23 protein-coding genes and 1 tRNA gene are annotated in these 21,415 nt (G+C 54.5%); 7 read left to right on the forward strand and 17 right to left on the reverse strand.

Features of this window, described 5'->3' with window-relative positions; translation table 11 throughout:
- Nucleotides 1-18 precede the first annotated feature (18 nt).
- From RCI20_RS12475 to motA, 3 genes are read right to left on the reverse strand one after another with little or no spacing between them, the layout of a single operon-like run.
- Nucleotides 19-1,230 (reverse strand): methyl-accepting chemotaxis protein, encoded by a 1,212-nt coding sequence (locus RCI20_RS12475; RefSeq protein WP_306605985.1) that lies wholly within the window; start codon nt 1,228-1,230, stop codon nt 19-21.
- Nucleotides 1,231-1,233: 3 nt separating this feature from the next.
- Nucleotides 1,234-2,181: a flagellar motor protein MotB gene (gene motB, locus RCI20_RS12480; protein WP_306605987.1), complete on the reverse strand. Its 948-nt coding sequence runs from the start codon at nt 2,179-2,181 to the stop codon at nt 1,234-1,236.
- A gap of 30 nt (nt 2,182-2,211) precedes the next feature.
- A complete protein-coding gene (gene motA / locus RCI20_RS12485; RefSeq protein ID WP_306605989.1) occupies nt 2,212-3,069 on the reverse strand; it encodes a flagellar motor stator protein MotA in 858 nt (285 codons plus the stop codon).
- A gap of 173 nt (nt 3,070-3,242) precedes the next feature.
- Here motA and RCI20_RS12490 point away from each other — a divergent pair, with 173 nt between their 5' ends.
- Nucleotides 3,243-3,791 (forward strand): NUDIX hydrolase, encoded by a 549-nt coding sequence (locus RCI20_RS12490; protein WP_306605991.1) that lies wholly within the window; start codon nt 3,243-3,245, stop codon nt 3,789-3,791.
- Here the strand turns inward: RCI20_RS12490 and RCI20_RS12495 are convergent.
- The 12 genes from RCI20_RS12495 to RCI20_RS12550 all read right to left on the reverse strand — a co-directional run bounded on the left by RCI20_RS12495 (nt 3,752) and on the right by RCI20_RS12550 (nt 14,037).
- Nucleotides 3,752-4,378, reverse strand: coding sequence for a hypothetical protein (locus RCI20_RS12495; RefSeq protein ID WP_306605993.1), 627 nt, complete (start codon nt 4,376-4,378; stop codon nt 3,752-3,754). The genes RCI20_RS12490 and RCI20_RS12495 overlap by 40 nt on opposite strands.
- Before the next feature lie 80 nt (nt 4,379-4,458).
- On the reverse strand, nt 4,459-4,602 hold the full coding sequence (locus RCI20_RS12500) for a DUF3149 domain-containing protein (protein ID WP_306605995.1): 144 nt from the start codon (nt 4,600-4,602) through the stop codon (nt 4,459-4,461).
- Nucleotides 4,603-4,628: 26 nt separating this feature from the next.
- Nucleotides 4,629-5,147 carry a FixH family protein gene (locus RCI20_RS12505; RefSeq protein ID WP_306605997.1) on the reverse strand — a complete coding sequence of 173 codons (519 nt, stop codon included), beginning with the start codon at nt 5,145-5,147 and terminating at the stop codon, nt 4,629-4,631.
- Nucleotide 5,148: 1 nt separating this feature from the next.
- Nucleotides 5,149-6,561: a cytochrome c oxidase accessory protein CcoG gene (gene ccoG, locus RCI20_RS12510; protein WP_306605999.1), complete on the reverse strand. Its 1,413-nt coding sequence runs from the start codon at nt 6,559-6,561 to the stop codon at nt 5,149-5,151.
- Between the two features lie 122 nt (nt 6,562-6,683).
- Entirely contained in the window at nt 6,684-7,577 is an 894-nt protein-coding gene (gene ccoP, locus RCI20_RS12515; protein WP_306606001.1) for a cytochrome-c oxidase, cbb3-type subunit III, read from the reverse strand.
- Nucleotides 7,578-7,592: 15 nt separating this feature from the next.
- Nucleotides 7,593-7,769: a cbb3-type cytochrome c oxidase subunit 3 gene (locus RCI20_RS12520; protein ID WP_306606003.1), complete on the reverse strand. Its 177-nt coding sequence runs from the start codon at nt 7,767-7,769 to the stop codon at nt 7,593-7,595.
- 5 nt (nt 7,770-7,774) lie between these two features.
- A complete protein-coding gene (ccoO, locus tag RCI20_RS12525) occupies nt 7,775-8,407 on the reverse strand; it encodes a cytochrome-c oxidase, cbb3-type subunit II (protein ID WP_373691522.1) in 633 nt (210 codons plus the stop codon).
- Between the two features lie 19 nt (nt 8,408-8,426).
- Nucleotides 8,427-9,854: a cytochrome-c oxidase, cbb3-type subunit I gene (gene ccoN / locus RCI20_RS12530; protein ID WP_306606007.1), complete on the reverse strand. Its 1,428-nt coding sequence runs from the start codon at nt 9,852-9,854 to the stop codon at nt 8,427-8,429.
- Nucleotides 9,855-10,241: 387 nt separating this feature from the next.
- Complete coding sequence (gene ccoS / locus RCI20_RS12535) at nt 10,242-10,433, reverse strand: cbb3-type cytochrome oxidase assembly protein CcoS (protein ID WP_306606009.1); 192 nt, start codon at nt 10,431-10,433, stop codon at nt 10,242-10,244.
- Nucleotides 10,433-12,874 (reverse strand): heavy metal translocating P-type ATPase, encoded by a 2,442-nt coding sequence (locus tag RCI20_RS12540; protein WP_306606011.1) that lies wholly within the window; start codon nt 12,872-12,874, stop codon nt 10,433-10,435. The genes ccoS and RCI20_RS12540 overlap by 1 nt, the downstream gene beginning before the upstream one ends.
- Before the next feature lie 56 nt (nt 12,875-12,930).
- The gene (locus RCI20_RS12545) at nt 12,931-13,698 is read right to left on the reverse strand and encodes a 3-hydroxyacyl-CoA dehydrogenase (RefSeq protein ID WP_306606013.1); all 768 of its coding nucleotides are present in this window, start codon (nt 13,696-13,698) and stop codon (nt 12,931-12,933) included.
- Nucleotides 13,699-13,961: 263 nt separating this feature from the next.
- Nucleotides 13,962-14,037, reverse strand: a tRNA-Thr gene (locus RCI20_RS12550).
- A gap of 221 nt (nt 14,038-14,258) precedes the next feature.
- On the opposite strand from RCI20_RS12550, the gene murJ reads away from it, so the two are divergent.
- The 4 genes from murJ to RCI20_RS12570 are packed head-to-tail and all read left to right on the forward strand — an operon-like array spanning nt 14,259 to nt 18,534.
- A complete protein-coding gene (murJ, locus tag RCI20_RS12555) occupies nt 14,259-15,809 on the forward strand; it encodes a murein biosynthesis integral membrane protein MurJ (protein WP_306606015.1) in 1,551 nt (516 codons plus the stop codon).
- Nucleotides 15,810-15,823: 14 nt separating this feature from the next.
- Complete coding sequence (locus RCI20_RS12560) at nt 15,824-16,453, forward strand: YbhB/YbcL family Raf kinase inhibitor-like protein (protein ID WP_306606017.1); 630 nt, start codon at nt 15,824-15,826, stop codon at nt 16,451-16,453.
- 35 nt (nt 16,454-16,488) lie between these two features.
- Nucleotides 16,489-17,952, forward strand: a complete 1,464-nt coding sequence (locus RCI20_RS12565; RefSeq protein WP_306606019.1) for a CYTH and CHAD domain-containing protein — start codon at nt 16,489-16,491, stop codon at nt 17,950-17,952.
- Nucleotides 17,953-17,964: 12 nt separating this feature from the next.
- A complete protein-coding gene (locus RCI20_RS12570) occupies nt 17,965-18,534 on the forward strand; it encodes a Uma2 family endonuclease (protein ID WP_306606021.1) in 570 nt (189 codons plus the stop codon).
- A 53-nt stretch (nt 18,535-18,587) separates the two neighbouring features.
- Here RCI20_RS12570 and RCI20_RS12575 read toward each other — a convergent pair whose 3' ends face one another.
- Together RCI20_RS12575 and RCI20_RS12580 are read right to left on the reverse strand one after the other, a co-directional pair.
- Nucleotides 18,588-18,866 (reverse strand): type II toxin-antitoxin system RelE/ParE family toxin, encoded by a 279-nt coding sequence (locus RCI20_RS12575; RefSeq protein ID WP_306606023.1) that lies wholly within the window; start codon nt 18,864-18,866, stop codon nt 18,588-18,590.
- The gene (locus RCI20_RS12580; protein ID WP_306606025.1) at nt 18,863-19,096 is read right to left on the reverse strand and encodes a ParD-like family protein; all 234 of its coding nucleotides are present in this window, start codon (nt 19,094-19,096) and stop codon (nt 18,863-18,865) included. The genes RCI20_RS12575 and RCI20_RS12580 overlap by 4 nt, the downstream gene beginning before the upstream one ends.
- 555 nt (nt 19,097-19,651) lie before the next feature.
- On the opposite strand from RCI20_RS12580, the gene RCI20_RS12585 reads away from it, so the two are divergent.
- Both RCI20_RS12585 and RCI20_RS12590 read left to right on the forward strand, forming a co-directional pair.
- Nucleotides 19,652-20,005 (forward strand): prepilin-type N-terminal cleavage/methylation domain-containing protein, encoded by a 354-nt coding sequence (locus RCI20_RS12585; protein ID WP_306606027.1) that lies wholly within the window; start codon nt 19,652-19,654, stop codon nt 20,003-20,005.
- Nucleotides 20,006-20,115: 110 nt separating this feature from the next.
- Nucleotides 20,116-21,285, forward strand: a complete 1,170-nt coding sequence (locus tag RCI20_RS12590; protein ID WP_306606029.1) for a glycosyltransferase family 2 protein — start codon at nt 20,116-20,118, stop codon at nt 21,283-21,285.
- Nucleotides 21,286-21,415 lie beyond the last annotated feature (130 nt).

The following is a 21,415-nucleotide window of genomic DNA, read 5'->3' on the forward strand; positions in this document are numbered from 1 at the left end:
TTTTTCCTCGTATTTCGTTCAGAACAATTCAATTTCGCCGCTGGCGTAAGCCGTTTGGGCAACGGGATTCCGCTGGACTCCCTGCTTTAGCATTGCCAGTTTCCCGGAAACCAATTCGACATGTTGCCTGATTTCATCAAGAACACGTACTGTTTGCTCGGGATCATCACTATCGCGCAAAGTCTGCGCCATTCTATTTTCGTCCCCGACCATCTCATCGAGCAGTTCAAGGCGGCGCGTTACATGGCCCAGCAACTGGGTAACCATATCCTGAAACTGTAAAGACACGATCGCCTGGTTAACCGTGCTCTCAACCTGATCAGCGATAGCATTCAGCTCCCCCATCACGTTTTCATTGCGGCCGTTCATAGCTTCTATATCAGCCATGGCCTGTTCGACATCCCCTTTGGAAGTCAGAGCAAAACTCATGTCCTGAGCAGCCATCTGATTGATCGCCGCCTCCGTCGCCGCCATCGTTTCCTGGATCGACAACAGGGATGTCCGTATCTGTTGACTGAAATGATTGGTGCGACCGGACAAATCTCGTACCTCATCAGCCACCACCGCAAACCCGCGCCCAGCCTCGCCGGCTCGAGCGGCCTCAATTGCAGCATTCAGTGCCAGCAGGTTGGTTTGCTTGGCAATACCTTCAATTTCCCGCAGCATGCCACGCACCTCACGCATCTGCGCCGCCATCTGCTCTGTCATTTCGATCAGATTCATCGCGGTCTTGGAGTTTGCGACGACACTATCGACAAACTGCCGCAGCGTATCGGAAGTTTTAGTGGCAAACAGATGAAAATCCAGCGGCCCGCCCTCACCGCCATCCTGCATCACGGCCATCAAGCCGAGTTTTTGCTGCCGATGGATCTGTTCATTCATCTGATTGAAACTGGCAACCAGTGAATCGATGGCATCCCCGAAAAGCACCTGAGTACGCCCGACCTCATCGCGAATCTCCTGAATCTGGATGGAAAACTCTGTGGAAATTCGCACCATGGACTCACTGCTGTGAGTAATCACATTTTTCTCTGCCTGAGCCGTAAGAGGGCCGACTGCATCACCGCCAGCGCTCCGGGTAAGGGCCCCCGCCAACATCCATCCGGTCAACGACAAAAAGAAAGCAAAAACCGTCGCCGGCGAACGGGCGGAGGTATCGACATAAAGCAACACCAACACAACCAGCAGGGTCCAGCCAACACCAATCAACAGCAATTGTTTTTTATTCATCCATCACCCCGCACGCCCTCCTGCTGTGCCAGGCAAATCAAGGACAGCAGGCACATCATCTATCTCACCGATATCGGCCTTGCCACCCTCTTCATTCATGATCGCCTGCTCAGTCTGCTGATTTAGCACGACGATACTAATTCGACGATTTACTGGATTGAGTGGATCGTTTTTGTCGAACAAAAGCGTTGAACTCAAACCCACAACCCGCAGCACTTTATGCCCATCCATCCCGCCAACAATCAGTTCACGACGCGATGCATTAGCTCGATTGGCAGAAAGTTCCCAATTGGAAAACCCCTGATTACCTCCAACATAAGGCGCAGCATCCGTATGCCCAGCCAAACTGATCCGGTTGGAGACACCATTCAGCGCCTTACCTATTTGCCGTAACAACTCTCGCGTGTAGGGTTTTACCTCAGCACCTCCCGAGTCGAACATTGGGCGATTCTGTTCATCCACAATCTGGATGCGCAGCCCCTCAGAAGTAATATCCAGCAATAGCTGCTTTTTAAACTGGGCAAGCTGAGGGCTTCCTTCGATCATCTGCTCTATTTCTGCCTTGAGCAGAGCCAAGCGCTCCTGCTCCTTGCGACGAAACTCCAATTGCGCCTCTTTGGAGAAGCTTGTCGTCTTTTTTGCCTCCACATCACCTTTTTTCACCTGCCCGGACTGGCGCGTCAAATCCTTGCCGCCCCCCTGCAGGATACTGGTGGCATCACCACTGCCTCGACCACCATTCATGGCCACTTTCATGGGGTTCTGAAAGTAATCTGCAATCCCCTGCAAATCGCCTTTAGCAGTAGAGCCCAACAGCCACATCAACAGAAAGAAAGCCATCATTGCCGTCACAAAGTCGGCATAGGCAATTTTCCAGGCACCACCGTGGCCCGCACCAGCGACCACCTTCTTTCGTTTAATGACGATAGGACGCGTGGAGTCGTCGCTCATCTAGGCTCACCGCATATGAGTTGAGCCATCTTATTTACCCTTACGCGCCTTGAGTTCTTCCTCAAGCTCACTGAAGCTCGGGCGATCATGCGATCCCAGCGTTTTTCGCCCGAACTCGATTGCCACCTGCGGGGCATAACCTGACATAGAGGCCAGCAAAACCATCTTGATCGTCTTGAAAATGGTTCCCGATTCCTGCGCTTTTTGCTCCAATAAACTTGCGACTGGCGAAATAAACCCATAGGACACAAGAATACCGAGAAATGTCCCGACCAACGCCCCGCCGATCATCTTGCCGAGCACGGCCGGGGGCTCACCTACCGAGCCCATCACATTCACCACCCCCATAACCGCCACGACGATACCAAATGCTGGCGTAGCATCCCCTACCTTTTGCATGACATGCGCAGGCTCAGCAGCCTCGTGGTGATGGGTTTCCAGCTCCACGTCCATCAACCCTTCGATCTCTACGGTATTCAGATTCCCCCCAACCATCATGCGTAGATAGTCAGTCATGAACTCCAGCACGTGATGATCGGCAATAATATTGGGATATTTTGTGAAAATTGGACTGGACTCCGGATTTTCGACATCGCCCTCGATCGACATCAAGCCCTCTTTCCGTACTTTGGAAAGAATTTCGAACAACAGAGCTAGAGCGTCGACGTAATAAGCTTTGTTGTATGGAGAACCTTTTAGAACACCAGGCAATGCACCCACGGTTGCCTTGATTACCGTGATGCTATTGCCGGCGACAAATCCACCAATGGTCAAGCCGACAATAGCCACATATTCGAGCGGCACCCAAAGCGCCAGCAAACTGCCGTGAACGGCATACGTGCCAAGCGAAGAAGCCAGGATAATGACGTAGCCGACAATCAAAAACATGTGGAGCCCCTTTTAGCGCCAGCGACGCCAGCACGGATGTACCGTTTTTTGGTTTTCGCTATTGTATCCACAGCCTTCCGGGAAGAGCAAAGGAAGTTGCCAACAGCCAGCATCATGATCGCACAACAATTCCCGATGATAAACTGCTAGCTGCTCCTCATGCCTAGCTAATCGTGATTTCATACTGCACACAATGCGGCGCCAGCGTCGCCCTACAGATTCCGTCAGGAGACAACCTCCTCCGGTATGTCTGCAGCCATTGCGACCACATACACTATGACAACCCTCGCCTGATTGTCGGCTGCATCGCGGAGTGGCAAGGGCGACTGCTACTCTGTCGCCGAGCCATCGAACCTCGCATTGGCTACTGGACGCTTCCCGCTGGCTTCATGGAAAACGGTGAAACGACCGCAGAAGCAGCACGCCGTGAAACACTTGAGGAAGCGGGAGCAATGATTGAAACCACCGCTGCATTCTCCATGGTCAGCTTGGCCCACATCAACCAGATTCATTTATTTTATCGAGGGCGCATGCTCAATCCCGATTTTCACGCTGGAACAGAAAGCCTGGAAGTCGCATTGTTTGCCGCAGATGAAATCCCATGGAGCCAGCTATCGTTTCGCAGTGTCAAGTTATGTATCGAGCACTACCTCGCAGACCGAACACGCGGCGCCTTCGGTTTTCACGAGCACGAACTACATCCGGACTTTTCTTCTCTCTGAGCACTTTCCAATTCCAAGTGTAAGCGCAGAGGAATACGAACCTGGTGCCCTTCCCAAGCAGAGGGAATTGGCGTCTGGCTAACGGCAAGCTGCATCAACATCAGCATCTCTTCGTTTAGCACCTTAGTGACGGTACTTGAATACAGGCGAACAGAGGATGGAGCCCCCCCCTCCTGCTTCACCATCTCGAAAGCCATCTCCCCGGCCTCCCTTGTTTCTTGCCCCCGCAGGGCCAACAAACGACTTGCATTACGGGCAAGCGCCAAACGATAGAGCGCAACATCCATTTCATCCAGCGTGGAAGATTCAGCCACAACACTACCCGGCGTCGTCGTAGAACCTGAAAGCCTGTTTTTAGATAAAACAGCGGTCGACCGTGAAGAAGAGGCAGTTTTCGGCCGGCCAGAAATATCAGGTGCTTTCTTTACCCGTTCCCTAGCAAGCGGCGTGTGACTGGTATCGGCAAGTTGCGGCAGAGGAGCCCTTAGAGACACCCGAGTTCTAAGCTCAGGTTTTCTCTGCATCGGCGACAGCTCAAAGTCATGAGACAGCAAAATCACCGCGTGCAAAAGCAGCGAGAGCGCCAAATATCGTCCCAAACAGAAAAAACAATCCCCGCGGCTCATTTCGTAGCGGCGGGGATTTTCATTTTCAGCAAAACAAGTGCTTACGACTTGCCCTTGCTTCGCAATTCCTCATCCATCTTGCTTGAGTAAAGTTTTCCCATGCCTGCGCCAATCACCAAAACGCCGACGATTACCACCAAACTCATCAAGCCGATATCACTCGTAAAAAGTAGTTCCCAAGCCATAAGTCACCTCCCAGTAACAAAAAAAATTATCCTGCTCTTGCATTCAATCGGAGCGGCTCATCAGAATCCGCCTTCCAATCACCCTGTAGTCGCCAGTGACCCGCAGGATCTTCCAAGGTGACATGCCAGCGACCAATCACTTCAGCAGTCAGAGCGCCACCATAAAAACCTTGCCCTTCGGACTTCATCTGAATTATCTGATCTCGACCATCAACCGTTGGATGAGCCAGCCTCAGAGTAATTGCCTGTGGTAAAGCCGAGCTATCGGCTGTTGTAATCAGCAAGCGCAGATTAAGCCCGGAACGCATTACGTCAGCATGTAAACCAAGTTGTGTTGCATGCTGATCACGCTGCATGCGCTGATTAACACTCAAACCTTGTTTGTAGTAATCATCGGAGACCAAACCATCGCTGGTTTGGACCGCAATCACGGTCGTGATAATGCCAGCAACAATAACCACGCCAGGACCAGCCATCAATATCCATGGCCAAGGCTCCTTGTACCAAGGACGCTTATCATTTTTTAGAGTCATCGCAACATTCATTTTAGGGCATCAGGAAAGAAGCTTTTTCCCGGACGACGATTTTATCGTCGTCCTCGGCCTCGATATTGAAATAAATCGTATTGGCACCCGACTTGCCACTGCCAGACGGGACCCGGACGATAACTGTAACTTCGTGATTCTCCGCACTATCCACATCGACCAGTGCCTGTTCGGCAAGACTCACCCCTTCAAGCCCTTCGACACTAATCTGATAGCGACGCGCCTGCTCGGTTGTGTTCATTAACTTCAGGTTGAACACATTTTCAATCGCACCATCATCAGCCTCCCGCGACAGGGTAGAACGGTCCCGAATGACGTCCACCATCAACGGAACCCGTGTTGCTATTGACCATGCGGAGGCAACACAGATGAGGACAAGAATAACTGAATAGAGAAAGATGCGCGGCCGCATGATGTGCCGGAGCACTTCCGCCGCATTGAAATGTTTTTCCAAAGCATTCTCTGTGGTGTAGCGAATCAAGCCACGCGGCTTTCCAAGTTTGTCCATGACAGGATCACAGGCATCTATGCAAGCACCACAACCGATACACTCGTACTGGATACCTTTACGGATATCTATGCCTGTTGGGCAGACGACAACACAAAGGCCACAATCGACGCAATCCCCAAGAGAGGACAAATCCGACGTCTTTTTCCGGGCCCCTCTAGGTTCTCCACGCTCAGGGTCATAAGTAATGACCAGCGTATCGGGATCAAACATTACCCCTTGAAACCGAGCATAAGGACACATGTACTTGCAGACCTGCTCACGCAAAAATCCAGCTTGCATGTAGCAAAAACCTGCGTAGAAAAAAGTCCAAAAAAACTCCCACCCTGACAATCCAAACGGCAAGGCCACGAGAAGCTCGTGCACCGGAGTGAAATAAGCGACCAGCGTAAATCCGGTCCACAACGAGATCGCTAACCAGATCAAGTGTTTGATCGCCTTGAGACGAAACTTCCGGCCACTCAGAGCGCTCTTGTCGAGCTTCATCCGTGCAGAGCGATCCCCCTCGACCTTATTCTCAACCCACATGAAAATTTCGGAGTAAACCGTCTGGGGACAAGCGTAACCACAAAAAAGCCGTCCTGCGACCGCAGTAAACAGAAAGAGAGCGTAGGCCGAAATAATCAGTAAAACCGCAAGATAGAAAACATCCTGTGGCCACAACACCAACCCGAAGAGGTAAAACTTCCGCTCAACCAGATGAAACAAAACAGCCTGACGGTCGTTCCAGGTGAGCCACGGCGTACAGAAAAAAAGTATTTGCGTAAGCCACACGAAAGCCCAGCGCCAAGTAGTCCACCGCCCCTGAACATCGCGGATATAGATTTTCTTGTGCTTCTCGTAAAACGATACTGCCGTCGATTGAGCGAGCAGTATTTCCTGAGAATTATCTTCGCTGGATTTCATGAGTTTCTTCTCTATCAAAATCACGCTGACCAAAGCTTAGCAGTGTCATAACCAACGTCATTTTGATAAAACTCGGCAAGACCTGATAAAAAAGGGGCGGCCACGGCCGCCCCTTAATATCCTTACTTAGCGCCGAGGCTCAGAACGTAAGCCGACAGCAGACGAACCTTGGCTTCACCAAGGAAGTCTTTCCAAGCGGGCATCTTGTTCTGACGACCATTTGTAATGGTTTCGGTAATAACAGCCTCCGAAGAACCATACAACCAAACCTTATCAGTCAGGTTCGGAGCACCCAAGGCTTGCATGCCGGTACCATCAGCACCGTGGCAACCGATACAGCCAGCTTCGGTAAAAGCCGCCTGCCCCTTCGTTGCACGAACCGAGTCATTCGGTAGACCAGACAAGGAGCGAACGTAGTTGGCCAGATCCTTGATCGTCTCTCCACCAAGTTGAGCATGCGGAGGCATCACACCCATACGACCGCCAGTGATCGTCTCGACGATCTGTTCTGGCTGACCGCCCCACTGCCAATCAGCATCCGTCAGATTCGGGAAGCCCTTTGCACCGCGGGCATCAGCACCATGGCACTGCATGCAGTAGGTCAAGTAAAGACGCTTACCCATTTCCATGGCAGTCTTGTCAGCCGATACAGCCTTGAGGTCCATTGCCATGTACTTGTCGTACAGTGGCTTGACCTTGGCATCCATCGTATCGACTTCCACTTTGTGCTGACCAACCGAGGTCCAGCCAAGCATGCCCTTGAAGTTGCCCAAACCCGGATAAAGTGCCAGATACACGAGGGCGAAAACCACGGTGATAACAAACATCCAACTCCACCACTTAGGCATCGGATTATTGTATTCCTCAAGGGTTTCATCCCAGACATGACCCATGGTCTTGCCCGGTGTAAAAGTTGCCTTGCCCTGAACAATCAACAGCACCGCACAAGCCAGAATACTGGCGAGCACGATCACGATGACATACAGGTTCCAAAAATCGTTAACGAAATCGCTCATTTGCTTTCCTTTATTTCAGCGCGGGTGCGACGTGCGTGACGCCGCACCATCATCATCACCTTCTGCAAACGGCAGGTTGGCAGCTTCATCAAACCCCTTCTTGCTGCTTTTGCCGTAGGCCCAGCCTACGATTGCCAGAAAGCAAAGCAAACCGGCAACCGTGACAAGAGACCGCAGATCGTTGATGTCCATGGCCATTACTTCATCGAGCTCAATGCCGTGCCCATGACCTGCAGATAGGCAATCAGCACATCCATTTCAGACATGTCACCGATGGCAGCCTTGGCACCCTTGATATCCTCATCAGAGTAAGTCGGAATACCGCGCATGTTGGCATAGCCACGCATGACACCCATCTTTTGCTCGATCTGGGCTGCGACACTGTCCTTGGCCTTGGTATTAGCCAAGAAAGGATAAGCCGGCATGTTCGACTCCGGAACCACATCACGCGGATTCGTCAGGTGAGCACGCTGCCACTCGTCAGAGTAGCGACCGCCAACACGGTGCAGATCCGGACCGGTCCGCTTGGAACCCCACTGGAACGGATGGTCATAAACGAACTCACCCGCAACAGAGTAATGGCCATAACGCTCGGTTTCCGCACGGAACGGACGAATCATCTGCGAGTGACAGTTGTAGCAACCCTCCCGCAAATAAACTTCGCGACCCGCAAGTTGAGCAGCGGAATACGGCTTCAAGCCATCAACCGGCGCCGTTGTCGATTTTTGGAAAAAGAGCGGAACGATTTCCAGCAATCCGCCCCACAGGACTACAAACAACGTGAGGATGAAAAGCAGGCCTACGTTCTTCTCGATTTGATCGTGCTTGATCATTTGTCGTTCTCCCTAATCAGGCGTGGTGGGCTGCCGGAGCGATCACCGGTGCATCCTTGGTGTTACCGCCAGCCATGGTCTTGAACATGTTGTAAGCCATGAGCAACATACCGCTCAGGAACAGCACGCCACCCAACCAACGAATCGCCCAGAACGGGTAAGAACCCTTGACACCCTCAACGAAAGCATATGCCAGCGTACCGTCGGCATTGACCGCGCGCCACATCAAGCCCTGCATCACACCGGCAATCCACATCGAAGCGATATAGAGCACGGTACCGATGGTTGCAATCCAGAAATGGGTCGTCACCAACTTGGTGCTGTACATCTCAGTCTTGCCGAACAGTTTCGGCAGCAGGTAATAGATGGAGCCGATCGAAACCATGGCTACCCAGCCCAAAGCGCCCGAGTGCACGTGACCAACCGTCCAGTCCGTATAGTGCGACAGCGCATTGACTGTCTTGATCGACATCATCGGGCCTTCAAAGGTAGACATACCGTAGAAAGACAACGAAGTGATCAGGAACTTCAGAATAGGGTCATCACGCAGCTTATGCCAGGCACCCGACAGGGTCATGATGCCGTTGATCATGCCACCCCAAGACGGAGCCAGCAGAATCAGCGAGAAAACCATACCAACCGACTGAGTCCAGTCAGGAAGCGCGGTGTAATGCAGGTGGTGCGGACCAGCCCACATGTACGTAAAAATCAGGGCCCAGAAGTGAACCACAGACAGGCGATACGAATACACCGGACGGCCAGCCTGCTTCGGCACGAAGTAGTACATCATGCCCAAAAAGCCTGCAGTCAGGAAGAAGCCCACTGCGTTGTGACCATACCACCACTGAATCATTGCATCCTGAACGCCGGAGTAAACCGAGAACGAACGGGTCAACGAAACCGGAACAGCAGCACTATTGACCAGATGCAGCAGAGCAACAGCGATGATCATCGAACCAAAGAACCAGTTGGCCACATAAATGTGAGAAACCGTCCGCTTGGCAATAGTACCGAAGAAAACCAGACCGTAAGAAACCCAGACCAAGGTGATCAGGATATCGATTGGCCATTCCAGTTCGGCGTATTCCTTACCGGACGTGATACCGAGCGGCAAAGTAATAGCAGCCAACAGAATGACAATCTGCCAGCCCCAGAAAGTGAAGGGGATCAACGGACCGCCCCACAAACGGGTATGACCGGTACGCTGAACGCACCAGTAAGAAGTTGCAAAAAGCGCACAGCCACCAAACGCAAAAATAACCGCGTTGGTATGCAACGGGCGCAAACGCCCGTACGTCAGCCATGGCCCGATATTCAATTCCGGCCAGACCAACTGCGCAGCAATGATGACACCGACAAGCATGCCAACAATGCCCCAGATTACAGTCATGACAGCGAATTGCCGTACGACCTTATCGTTGTATGTGGTTTGTGTTCCCGACATGAACCCACCTCTCGTTAATAAAAAACGGAATGCCCACCTCCCTGAAGCCAAGGGGGCACATAAAAGCGGATGTTATTCTAGTTGAGGAGGGGCGTTTTGACCTAGATCAATCTACCGAACTTCAGAGCCTCGGGAAATTAGGCAACCCCCGCCTCTAGCGGCATTTCCCAAGGGCGACTTATCCCTTGCAAATAACACAAAAGGACAACGAAAACGACTCAAATGCACCTGAGCGGCCCAATTTTCGATTGCCAAGGCAGAAAAATTTGACAAAAAAATGGGTGCGTCGCAACGCACCCGAACCCCAACAGAGAATCACTGTGAGACACACAGCCTCACGTGAAGCAGGATATTGCCAGCAGCAACAGGCCAAGACGTTGACGCAGGTCAATTACTGCGTGTTTTCTCGCCTTCTTCCAGAACCTTACCCTGAGGCCGATCATCATCGTCCATCAACACCTTGAACCCCGGCCCCTCCAGATCGTCGAATTGGCCGCTCTTGACCGACCACCAGAAGGCAGCAGCAATACCAAAGACCAGAATGACCGAAATCGGAATCAGCAAATAGACACTTTCCATCAATCATTCTCCATGCGCTGAATACGCAACGAATTAAGCACAACCAGCAAGGAACTGAGGGACATGCCAATGCCCGCCATCCAGGGGGTCACATACCCGGCAATGGCCGCCGGCAGTGCCACAAAATTATAGGCGAATGACCACCAAAGGTTTTGCCGGATCACAACCAAGCTGAATGCAGCCCGAAGCAAACCCGTGCGCAAATGGGAGAGGTTCTCCGACAACAGCACGAAATCGGATTGCGTCCGGGCCAACTGAGCACCGCCCCCCATGGCAACGGAGACTTGGGCCTGCGCCAGCACCGGTGCATCGTTAACACCGTCACCAATCATTGCCACGACTGCGCCAGCAGCCTGCAAAGCCTTCACACAATCATGCTTGCCCGCTGGCGTCACCCCCGCCCGCACATCCTCAATGCCCAATTCGCCAGCCACCCGGCGAGCCACAGCCGGGGCGTCCCCGGTCAGCAAAACAACATGTTTGCCTGAAGCCCGCAAATCAGCAACCAGACCCTTGGCCTCCAGACGCAGTTCGTCGCCAATACGAAACAGCGCCAAACAACCCTCAGCATCTGCCAGTAAAACAACAGTATCCCCACTTTCCAGCCAGTCGTCCGCAGAAGAAGGCAGCTCGCCACCACTCAAAGAGAGCGCGTACGCAGGACGACCAATCCGGTAGCACCGACCGTTGATCACGCCTTCAATTCCCTGACCAGGCTCACTTAAAGAATCAATTGACTGATAGCGCATATCGCCGGATGCGGCATGTCGCAAAGCCATGGCCAACGGATGTTCGGAAGCTTGCTCCAAAGCGGCAGCCACATTGAGACACTCCCCGGCAGGCATTGCCCCAAAAACCCGAACATCGCGCAAACACATTTGTCCACTGGTCAACGTCCCCGTCTTGTCGAAAACAAAATGGGTCGCCCGTGCCAAGGTTTCAATGGCATGCCCTCGCGTGACCAGCAAGCCATCCCGGGCCAACGCCCCCGCCGCCACGGTCAAAGCGATGGGCGTGGCCAGCGACAGGGCGCACGGGCAAGTCACAACCAGTACGGAAACGGTAATCCACAACGCTTTCGAAGGCTCGACAAAATACCAGCCCAACGCTGTCAAAATCGCAATCAACAACAACGAGCCAACAAAATAGCTGGCGATGCGATCAGCCAATTCAACAATTTTCGGCTTCTCCAGGGAAGCACGCTCCATCAGACTGATGATTGCCGACAAACGCGTGCTCTGACCAACCTGTTCCACTTGAACGACCAGCGGACTTGCCGCGTTGATCGAACCACCCGTCACGGAATCACCCGGTTGTTTCGGCACAGGCAAACTTTCGCCAGTCAACAAAGCCTCGTTAGCGCAACTAACCCCCTCAACCACACGCCCATCGGCCGGCACGATGTCGCCCGGACGAACCAGCACATAATCACCGACCTGCAGATCAGCTACCACTTTTTGCTCAGTTTCGCGGTCGACCGGAAAATTCGGCACTTTTTGCGCAAATGCCGGCAACATTTTGGTCAGCGCCTCGGTCACGCTCAACGCCTTCTGGCGCGCGGTCATTTCGAGGTAACGCCCACCGAGCAGGAAAAAGACAAACATGGTGACCGAGTCGAAATAAACCTCGCCCCCACCAAGCAGGGTCGCCCAGCAACTTGCCGCAAACGCCACGCCCACGCCGAGTGCCACGGGCACATCCATGCCAACGCGCAACAGTTTGAGATCGCGCCAGGCATTGCGAAAGAACGGGGCGGAAGAATAGAAAACCACCGGCAGGGTCAGAATCAGACTAGCCCAGCGCATCAAGGTTTCGATGTCGACAGTCATGTCACCATTGGCGATATACACCGGGTAGGCATACATCATCACCTGCATCATCCCGAAACCCGCCACCCACAAGCGCCACAACGCGCCGCGTCGCTCACTGCGGGAAATCTCCTCGCTCTTTGCCGCATCGTAGGGATAAGCGCGATAACCAATTGCCGCCACCGCGCGCAAGATATCGGACAGCTTGATGCGCGACTCGTCCCAACGCACCTTCGCCCGCCGCGTCGTGTAATTGATATTGACCGCCGTGACCCCAGGCAATTTGCCAATATGCTGCTCATTCAGCCAGATGCAGGCCGCACAAGTGATGCCTTCGAGCAACAGGGAAGCCTCACGCTCGCCCTCACCCAGCTCCTTGACGAAACTCTTCTGAAAATCGGCGTGATCGAATAGCGCCATCTGCTCAAGAATCGCCGGCATGGCTTCACGCGGCGACTCGGGCAGCGCATCGCGACTGCGGTAGTAGTCGGCCAGCCCGTTATCGACAATCGACTGGGCAACCGCCTGACAGCCATAACAACACATCGTCCGCGACTCGCCATTCACAACAACCGGCAGATCGACATCATCGGGAACAGGCAGACCGCAGTGATAACAGGAGGCTTGGGACATGCAACAAAAAAGGCACCGGAGTGCCTTTTTGAACGAGGACGGGCAACAAGTATAGTTTATTTGACCCCCATCCGGATGGCACCATCCAGACGGATAACCTCACCATTGAGATAGGCGTTCTCGGCAATGTGGCGAACCAGCGCGGCGTACTCGGCCGGCTTGCCCATGCGCGTCGGGAACGGCACCATTTTGTTCAGCGACTCCTGCACTTCCGGGGGCATGCCAAGCAGCATTGGTGTTTCCATGATTCCCGGTGCGATGGTCATGCAACGAATACCACTACGCGACAATTCACGCGCCACCGGCAAGGTCAAGGCAACGATGCCACCCTTCGATGCCGCATAAGCCACCTGCCCCAACTGGCCTTCATATGCCGCCACCGAGGCAGTATTGATAATCACACCACGCTCACCACCAGCATCCGGCTCATTCTTCATCATGGCATCAGCCGCCAGACGGATCATGTTGAAGGTGCCGACGAGATTGATATTGATCACGCGGGCAAAGTTTTCCAGCCGGTGCGGACCTTCCTTGCCAACCACTTTCTCGGCCGGCGCAATACCCGCGCAATTAACCAGACCATGCAGCGCGCCGAATTTGGAAATCGCCGTTTGAATGGCGTTGACCGCAGAACTCTCGCTGGTCACATCCGTTTCGACGAAAACCGCCGCATTACCCAACTCTGCCGCCAGAGACTCGCCGGCCGCGCAATTCACATCGGCCAACACGACACTGGCACCAGCCGCAACCAAGTCGCGCGCTGTTGCTGCACCCAGACCAGAACCGCCACCAGTCACCACAAAAATCTTTTTATTCAACTGCATGTGCTTTCTCCTTTTAATTATCAACGCCCCATACCAAACGGTAGCGTATGGACCGAAGGAGAATATTAACCGCCAGACGGCAGCAAAAAAAGTCACGCTGGCGACAAACCATGCCGCCACCCGACGCCAGCCTTTGCCAGCCTTTCATGGCGCCGGCAAAAACTGGCACTAACACACAGTTTCAAAAAACTTTTCGCCCACAAAGTCAAACCGCGTGGACAGCAAAAAGGCCACCCGATTAAGGGTGGCCTTCTCACATCAAGTGGTGCCGCTTGCCGGAATCGAACTGGCGACCTTTTCATTACGAATGAACTGCTCTACCAACTGAGCTAAAGCGGCTTAAACCAAAACTTGTAAAACCTAACCTGAAGCAATTGATTGGTTACAGCTCGAAAGCCTTAGCCAGTCAAACAGCAGGGCGCGGATTATAGCACTGTCGCTTCGATTGAAAAGCAATTACTCGATCAATCGAACAACAAGCTTACTTTGACCACCCTGCATTCAGCGCAGCGTAGAATTATAGCTTTTTCGCTTGGCAACAGGCAACAGGGCTGCCTCAAATGAATTTATTGCGCACGTTGGCCACGGTCAGCGGCATGACTTTGCTCTCCCGCATCCTTGGCTTTGTCCGGGATTTTGTCATCGCCCGCGCCTTTGGCGCCGGGGCTGCGACAGATGCATTTTTCGTCGCCTTCAAACTACCAAACCTGTTGCGCAGAATGTTTGCCGAAGGGGCTTTTTCACAAGCTTTCGTCCCCATTCTCGGGGAATACAAGAACCAGCGCTCGCCCGAAGACACCCGAACCTTGGTTGACCACGTCGCCAGCCTGCTAGCCATGGTGCTGTTCTTCGTTACCGCCCTTGGGGTTGCCGCCGCACCGCTGCTCGTATGGATATCCGCGCCCGGTTTTGCTGCCGACACAGGAAAATTCGAACTGACGGTCGCCCTGACCCGCGTCACATTTCCCTACATTCTGTTCATGTCGCTGGTTGCACTGGCGGGCGGCATTCTGAACACCTGGAGTCGTTTCGCGCTCCCCGCCTTCACGCCGGTATTACTCAATCTCGCGTTCATTGGCATGGCGCTTTTTGCTGTGCCTTATTTCGAACCACCGGTAATGGCACTGGCCTGGGCCGTATTTATTGGTGGCCTATTGCAACTCCTGATCCAGCTACCTGCCCTGCGCCGGATTTCCATGCTGCCTCGCGTCAGCATCAACTGGCGTGCAGCCTGGGCCGACCCCGGCGCCCGTCGGGTTGCCACGTTAATGCTGCCAGCGCTGCTCGGGGTTTCGGTCTCGCAAATCAGTTTGCTCATCAACACGATCTTTGCCTCCTTCCTGCAAACCGGCAGCGTCTCGTGGCTGTACTACGCCGACCGCCTGATGGAGTTTCCTTCTGGCCTCTTGGGCGCAGCACTCGGCACCATCCTGCTGCCCTCGCTGGCACGCTGTCATGCGACGCAAGATCATGCCGAATATTCCCGCTTGCTCGACTGGGGTTTGCGCCTGACCTTTCTGCTCGCCGCCCCGGCTGCTCTGGCACTGGCTCTACTGGCGGTGCCGTTGATCGCCACGCTCTTCCTGCACGGCGCATTCACAGCGCATGACGTATTGCAAACCCGCGAAGCCTTGATTGCCTATTCGCTCGGCCTGCTCGGTCTGATACTCGTCAAGGTGCTGGCCCCTGGATTTTACGCGCGACAAAACGTCAGAACACCCGTCAAAATCGCTTTGGTTTCGCTGCTTGCCACGCAAGCGATGAACCTAGCTTTCGTCGGCTGGATTGGTCATGCTGGCTTGGCCTTGTCGATCGGACTGGCCGCCTGCCTGAACGCGGGACTGCTCTTTCGCGGACTGCGTCAAGCCGGGATTTACCATCCGCAAAATGGCTGGTTGGTATTTTTCCTCAAGCTTGCCTTGGCCATGAGCCTGATGGGCGGCGTACTTTGGTTCGCCATGGGCAACACTGAAATCTGGCTCACAGCGACGTTGACCGCAAGAGTTATTCATCTTTGCTGGTTGGTAGCGCTTGGCGCAATGACATATTTCGCTACACTGTGGCTTCTCGGCTTCCGCCTGCGCGATTTCAAGCGACAGGCCTCTGAATAAAAGGAGACGCACCCATGAAATTGACCAGCGCCAGCTTTTCCGACGGCCACCCCATTCCCGGCGACTTTTCCTTCTGCACGCCGGACCCGGCACACCATGTCTGCCTGGGCAAAAACCTTAACCCCCAACTCACTTGGCTTGATGCACCCGCCGGCAGCAAATCCTTTGTCATCATCTGCCACGACCCGGATGTACCCAGCCAGGGCGACGACGTCAATCAAGAGGGCCGCACCATCCCCGCCGCCTTGCCGCGCGTTGATTTCTTCCACTGGGTGCTGGTCGATTTACCCGCCACGCTCAACACCGTTGGCGCAGGCGAATTCAGCCATACCGTTACGCCGCGTGGCAAGAGCGGGCCACAAGCCGCACATGGCAGCCGTCAAGGCATCAACAATTACACCGACTGGTTTGCTGGCGACAACGACATGCGTGGCGACTATTACGGTTACGATGGTCCTTGCCCCCCGTGGAACGACGAAATCATCCATCACTACATTTTTACGGTCTACGCGCTGGATATCGAAAAATTACCGATCGAAGGCAAATTCGGCGGTCCGGAAGTACGCAACGCCATGCAAGGACATATCCTCGCCCAAGCCAGCCTGACCGGCACCTACACGCTCAACCCCGCACTATCCCGATAAACCGGCAAGCGCAGCAGCAGCGAGGAACCAGCACCATGTCCACAGAAATCGAACTCAAGCTGAGGCTTGACCCGAAATGCATGCGCAAACTGGCGGCGCACCCGTTGCTGGCCGGACTGACATCCAGGAAACAGCGGCTGCTGAATACCTATCACGACACCGCTAACCTGACGCTGCGCGAAAACCGCATCGCCATGCGCTTTCGCAAAAAAGGCCCGGAATGGCTGTTGACCGTAAAAACCGCGGAGCCGGGCAGCGGCGGTCTCGCCGTCCGGAGCGAATGGGAAACGGCGGCTCAACCCGGCGTTTTCGACTTCAGCCATGTCGATGCCCCCAAACTCCGCTCACAACTCGATCAACTCAAAGATCAACTTGAACCCGTTTTTGCCACCGATTTCAAACGCCAACTCTGGCACGTCCCGTTTGGCGACTCACTCATCGAACTCGCCATCGACCACGGCCACATTAGCGCAGGCGGACGACGTGAAGTCATTTGCGAAATCGAACTCGAATTACTCTCCGGCAGCATTGCCGACATCTTCGGCCTGGCCCGTGCACTGCAAAAACACCACATCCTGCACCCGGCGATTGCCAGCAAGGCCGAGCGCGGCTATCGCCTGTTCCGCAACGAACCAAGCACACCATTCAAGGCCAAGCCCGTCGCCATCAGCGAGACGCAAAGCCCGGTTGACGCCTTTCGCAGCATTGCGCTCGGCTGCCTCGAACATTTTCAACGTAACGAAACCGGCCTGCTGGCGGGCGGCGAACCCGAATTCATCCATCAAGCCCGCGTCGCCCTGCGTCGTCTGCGCTCAGCGATCAAACTGTTTGCGCCGGTCTTGCCGGAAGACTTCGTTGCGGTGTACAGCCAAAGCTGGAAAACCCTGGCCGGCGCACTCGGCGAAGCACGCAACTGGGATGTCTTTCTCGAAGAAACACTGCCACCGCTCCTTGCCGCATTTCCCAATAATGCTGAAATTCTTCAGCTGCGCAATGAAGCGCATCGCCGCGTCAAGAATGCCCGCCGGGCCATTACCCGGCTACTAGGCGTCAAGGAATACCCGCGCCTGATCGTCGAATTCACCTCGGCGGTGTATGCGCTAAGTGACAGCCAACCAATCAAGCTCACGGACTTTGCCGCCGAACGCATCGCCGCCCATACGCGCAGTGCAAAAAAAATGGCCCAGCGCTACGCCGAGCTCAGTCCGGGAGAACGCCACGCCATGCGCCTGCGCTTCAAGAAACTGCGCTATGCAATGGAGTTTGTCATGCCGCTACTACCCGTCCGGCGGATGAAACCCTACTTGAACACGCTGAGTAAGTTGCAGGAAAGCCTGGGCTCAATCAACGATCTGGTCACCGCTGGATTCCTGATCAACGACATCCAGAGCAACAAATCCACCAGCACCACCCACGGTTGGATTGCCGGCCGGGAAGCCCTGCTGGTCGAACAACTACCGCGTACACTTGAAGCTTGGCTGGCACAGGCCAAGACCTGAGAAGAAACCGACATGTCGCTCCCCGCAAAACAGGACCGTTTCGACGCCGAAGCCTACCTTGCCTGGGAGACCGAACAAACTGAAAAACATCAATACATTGCCGGTGAAGTTTTTGCCATGGCTGGCGCTTCAGAAGCCCATGTCACCGTTGCCGGAAACGTATTTTTCACCCTGCGCGCCCATCTACGTGGCGGACCATGCAGCGTCTTCATTTCCGACATGAAGCTGCGCGTTGAAACCGACGACGCTTTTTTCTATCCGGACGTTTTCGTCACCTGCGCCGAATCGGATCGAACCGAAACCCGCTACAAAAGCGCCCCCACGCTCACTGCTGAAGTCCTTTCACCATCCACCTCAGCCTACGATCACGGGGCAAAGTTCGCCGCCTACCGCAAGTTGCCCAGTCTGCGCGAATACGTCTTGATCGACCCAGAACGCCTGAACGAGGACCTCTTCCGCCGCGACAACAATGGTCGCTGGGTGCTCTACCCGAGCGAAGCCGGCGAACCAGTCGAATTCGCCAGCCTCGACCTCTGCGTGCCAATCGAAACACTGTATGAAGACGTCAGGTTCGATAGCTGACATTCGACACCCGGCCCAAAATCGCCATAGCCGGCGGCAGCCACGACGACCGATTAGCGCTTGAGGTCACGGTGGAAGTTTTCGTGAGGGCCGACAGCCTCGAGATACACCAGTCGGACGCCGTCATCGCGGGTATAACCCAATAGGTAGAGTTGCCCCTGGCAACCGAATTTGTAAACCCATAACTCGGAGAGATCGCCTTTCTTCTTCTCGCCGATGTCGGGATTGACTGCAACCACATCGATTGCGCCATCGACCTCGATCGCGACGTTGTCGTGCAGCTTTTTATAGATACGCGCAAATCGCCGAGTCTGGCGAACGTCCCAAGTCATGCCCTAGTGGTCGAGCGAGGGACGAAGACGGTACTGTCATCACGCGGCTCGGCCATGCTCATCAGGCTCTCGGCAATGAACGAGGCGGGCAAATCCGGGTTGTCGAGCGCGGCCCGACCCACCTTGGCCCAGAACTCCAGCTGGCCTTGCACGGTACGGAACTCGGCTTTGGCTGCGGTGCGTGCGGCACTGACCAAGCCTTCATCGATACGCACGGACACGGTGCTCATCGCAATCTCCAATCAAACCAACCAACCACAATTGTAGTCAAGCGATGTGTTGTGGTCAAAGACTCCGGGGGCGACCCCATGAATGATTTGCCGCACCTGGAAACAAAGTGGCGATCCTTTTGTTTGCCTGCGGGAATGAAAAAGGGATGTTTTTTGCGGTCGACCGCAGAATTCGCCGATTTTTACACTTGTTCAAGCTTGCGCCAGCTTGCAACTGTCAACAAAAGAGGCCGTCGATATAGTTGATGCACGACCTGACCCCGTTGATGTGATGTGTGGCGAAACGTGACCGCCGCATGTTGAAGACCTACGCACGGAGCGATCATCAAGCTTACTCAGAAACGTCGACCAACAATGACAATTTACGGCACATCAAAGACATCCCCTTCGGTTAGTGAACATCAAAAAACAGAAGGCTTTGCAATCAAGCCATTGATATTAAAAGCACTTCCAAAACTCTCAACCACCTAGACCGCCGCCACACCTCAACTGGCACACTAGCTGCTTTTACCCAGACAACGGAAAATTCCGTTTTTTTCCAACAAGGAGATTCAAATGAAAAACGTTCAAAAGGGCTTCACCCTGATCGAACTGATGATCGTCGTGGCGATCATCGGCATTCTGGCTTCCGTGGCCCTGCCGCAGTACCAGAGCTACACCAACAAGTCCAAGATCGGCGCCTGTCAGGCTGAAGCCGTCGGCACCATCCGTGGCGCCGTTGCAGCAACCGCCAACAATGACGTCAGCATGTTGCCGTCTTACACCCCTGGCGCCGGTACCGCATGTAGTGCAACCGGCTACAGCAACGCAGCTCTTCTGACTGCAGGCGGCACCACCACCTTTACGTCAAAAGATACCGCCAGCACCGTCATTACCTGCAACAACGACACGGGTAACTGCGCACCGTAATCAAAGTTAGTTGTTCAAGCCCCGGCAGTTAAACCTGCCGGGGTTTTTTTTATCTCGTTATCAGCTCAAAACAATATAAACAACCAAAGTCAGCGGATCACCCAAACACAATGCCCAGCTCTGATTCCTGCGAATTGACCATCCTGATGCCCTGCCTCAATGAAGCAGAAACACTCAAAATTTGTATCGACAAAGCTCGGGATAGCTTGGACCGCCTAGGGATCGACGGCGAAGTCCTGATTGCCGACAACGGTTCGACCGACGGTTCGCGAGCGATTGCCGAAGCAGCCGGTGCCCGCGTCGTGCCGGTGGCGGAACGCGGTTATGGCGCCGCCTTGCGCGGCGGCATCGCCGCTGCCCGCGGACGCTACATCATCATGGGCGATGCGGACGACAGCTATGCGTTCGACGCCATTGATACCTTCCATACGCGCTTGAAGGATGGCTGGGAACTGGTCATGGGCAACCGTTTCCGCGGCGGCATCGCCCCCGGCGCCATGCCCCCCCTGCATCGTTACCTCGGCAACCCGGTACTGAGCTTCATTGGCCGCCTGTTCTTCCGGACTCCGATCAGGGATTTTCATTGCGGATTGCGTGGGTTCCAGCGCGATGCCATCCGGAAACTGGGCTTGCAAACAGACGGCATGGAGTTCGCCAGCGAAATGATCATCAAGGCCTCCCTGGCCAAGCTGCGCATCTGCGAAGTCCCGACCACACTGCAACCGGACGGTCGCAACCGCCCGCCGCACCTGCGCAGTTGGCGCGATGGCTGGCGGCACCTGCGCTTCATGTTATTGTTTTCGCCGCGCTGGCTGTTCCTGTACCCCGGTATCGTGTTGTTTCTGATCGGCCTGCTCGGCAGCGCCTGGGTGTTGCCCGGTTTGCGCGTCGTCACCGGCATCGGTTTCGACATCCACTCCCTGCTCTATTTCACGGCCAGCGCCATCGTCGGCGTGCAGATGACGGCATTCGGCGTGCTTGCCCGCTGCACCGGCGCCTGTCTGGGCTTGTTACCGCACTCCCGGTCCACCCGCTGGATCCTCGAGAAATTTCGCCTAGAGGTCGGTCTGGCAGTGGCGCTCCTGCTCATCGGCATCTCCTTGAGCCTGATCTGGAAAACCTTCTACGGCTGGGAAAGTGGTGGTTTTCCAGCCCTTGATCCGAGCCAGACAATGCGCCGGGCAATCCCGGCCGCAGCCTTGGGCATCACCGGAATGGAACTCTTGGCAATCAGTTTCTGGATCACCTTCCTGCAATTTTCCCCAAGGCCAACGAAGTGAACCTGGGCACAAGAAATTTTCATCTGCTCTGCTGCTTCACCTATTCTGTACTATGCATTGCCTGGAGCGCACGCGTCGGCCCACAGTTCTCGTGGGATTACCTGCATTACCACCTCTATATTGTCCAAGC

It is taken from the genome of Azonexus sp., assembly GCF_030824335.1.
Classification (GTDB): domain Bacteria; phylum Pseudomonadota; class Gammaproteobacteria; order Burkholderiales; family Rhodocyclaceae; genus Azonexus.

Bases quoted from the DNA above. Each gene is read 5' to 3' on its own strand.
- RCI20_RS12475 (WP_306605985.1), bottom strand. From the start codon at position 1,230: ATGAATAAAAAACAATTGCTGTTGATTGGTGTTGGCTGGACCCTGCTG.
- motB (WP_306605987.1), bottom strand. From the start codon at position 2,181: ATGAGCGACGACTCCACGCGTCCTATCGTCATTAAACGAAAGAAGGTG.
- motA (WP_306605989.1), bottom strand. From the start codon at position 3,069: ATGTTTTTGATTGTCGGCTACGTCATTATCCTGGCTTCTTCGCTTGGC.
- RCI20_RS12500 (WP_306605995.1), bottom strand. From the start codon at position 4,602: ATGGCTTGGGAACTACTTTTTACGAGTGATATCGGCTTGATGAGTTTG.
- RCI20_RS12505 (WP_306605997.1), bottom strand. From the start codon at position 5,147: ATGAATGTTGCGATGACTCTAAAAAATGATAAGCGTCCTTGGTACAAG.
- ccoG (WP_306605999.1), bottom strand. From the start codon at position 6,561: ATGAAATCCAGCGAAGATAATTCTCAGGAAATACTGCTCGCTCAATCG.
- ccoP (WP_306606001.1), bottom strand. From the start codon at position 7,577: ATGAGCGATTTCGTTAACGATTTTTGGAACCTGTATGTCATCGTGATC.
- RCI20_RS12520 (WP_306606003.1), bottom strand. From the start codon at position 7,769: ATGGACATCAACGATCTGCGGTCTCTTGTCACGGTTGCCGGTTTGCTT.
- ccoN (WP_306606007.1), bottom strand. From the start codon at position 9,854: ATGTCGGGAACACAAACCACATACAACGATAAGGTCGTACGGCAATTC.
- ccoS (WP_306606009.1), bottom strand. From the start codon at position 10,433: ATGGAAAGTGTCTATTTGCTGATTCCGATTTCGGTCATTCTGGTCTTT.
- RCI20_RS12540 (WP_306606011.1), bottom strand. From the start codon at position 12,874: ATGTCCCAAGCCTCCTGTTATCACTGCGGTCTGCCTGTTCCCGATGAT.
- RCI20_RS12545 (WP_306606013.1), bottom strand. From the start codon at position 13,698: ATGCAGTTGAATAAAAAGATTTTTGTGGTGACTGGTGGCGGTTCTGGT.
- murJ (WP_306606015.1), top strand. From the start codon at position 14,259: ATGAATTTATTGCGCACGTTGGCCACGGTCAGCGGCATGACTTTGCTC.
- RCI20_RS12560 (WP_306606017.1), top strand. From the start codon at position 15,824: ATGAAATTGACCAGCGCCAGCTTTTCCGACGGCCACCCCATTCCCGGC.
- RCI20_RS12565 (WP_306606019.1), top strand. From the start codon at position 16,489: ATGTCCACAGAAATCGAACTCAAGCTGAGGCTTGACCCGAAATGCATG.
- RCI20_RS12570 (WP_306606021.1), top strand. From the start codon at position 17,965: ATGTCGCTCCCCGCAAAACAGGACCGTTTCGACGCCGAAGCCTACCTT.
- RCI20_RS12575 (WP_306606023.1), bottom strand. From the start codon at position 18,866: ATGACTTGGGACGTTCGCCAGACTCGGCGATTTGCGCGTATCTATAAA.
- RCI20_RS12580 (WP_306606025.1), bottom strand. From the start codon at position 19,096: ATGAGCACCGTGTCCGTGCGTATCGATGAAGGCTTGGTCAGTGCCGCA.
- RCI20_RS12585 (WP_306606027.1), top strand. From the start codon at position 19,652: ATGAAAAACGTTCAAAAGGGCTTCACCCTGATCGAACTGATGATCGTC.
- RCI20_RS12590 (WP_306606029.1), top strand. From the start codon at position 20,116: ATGCCCAGCTCTGATTCCTGCGAATTGACCATCCTGATGCCCTGCCTC.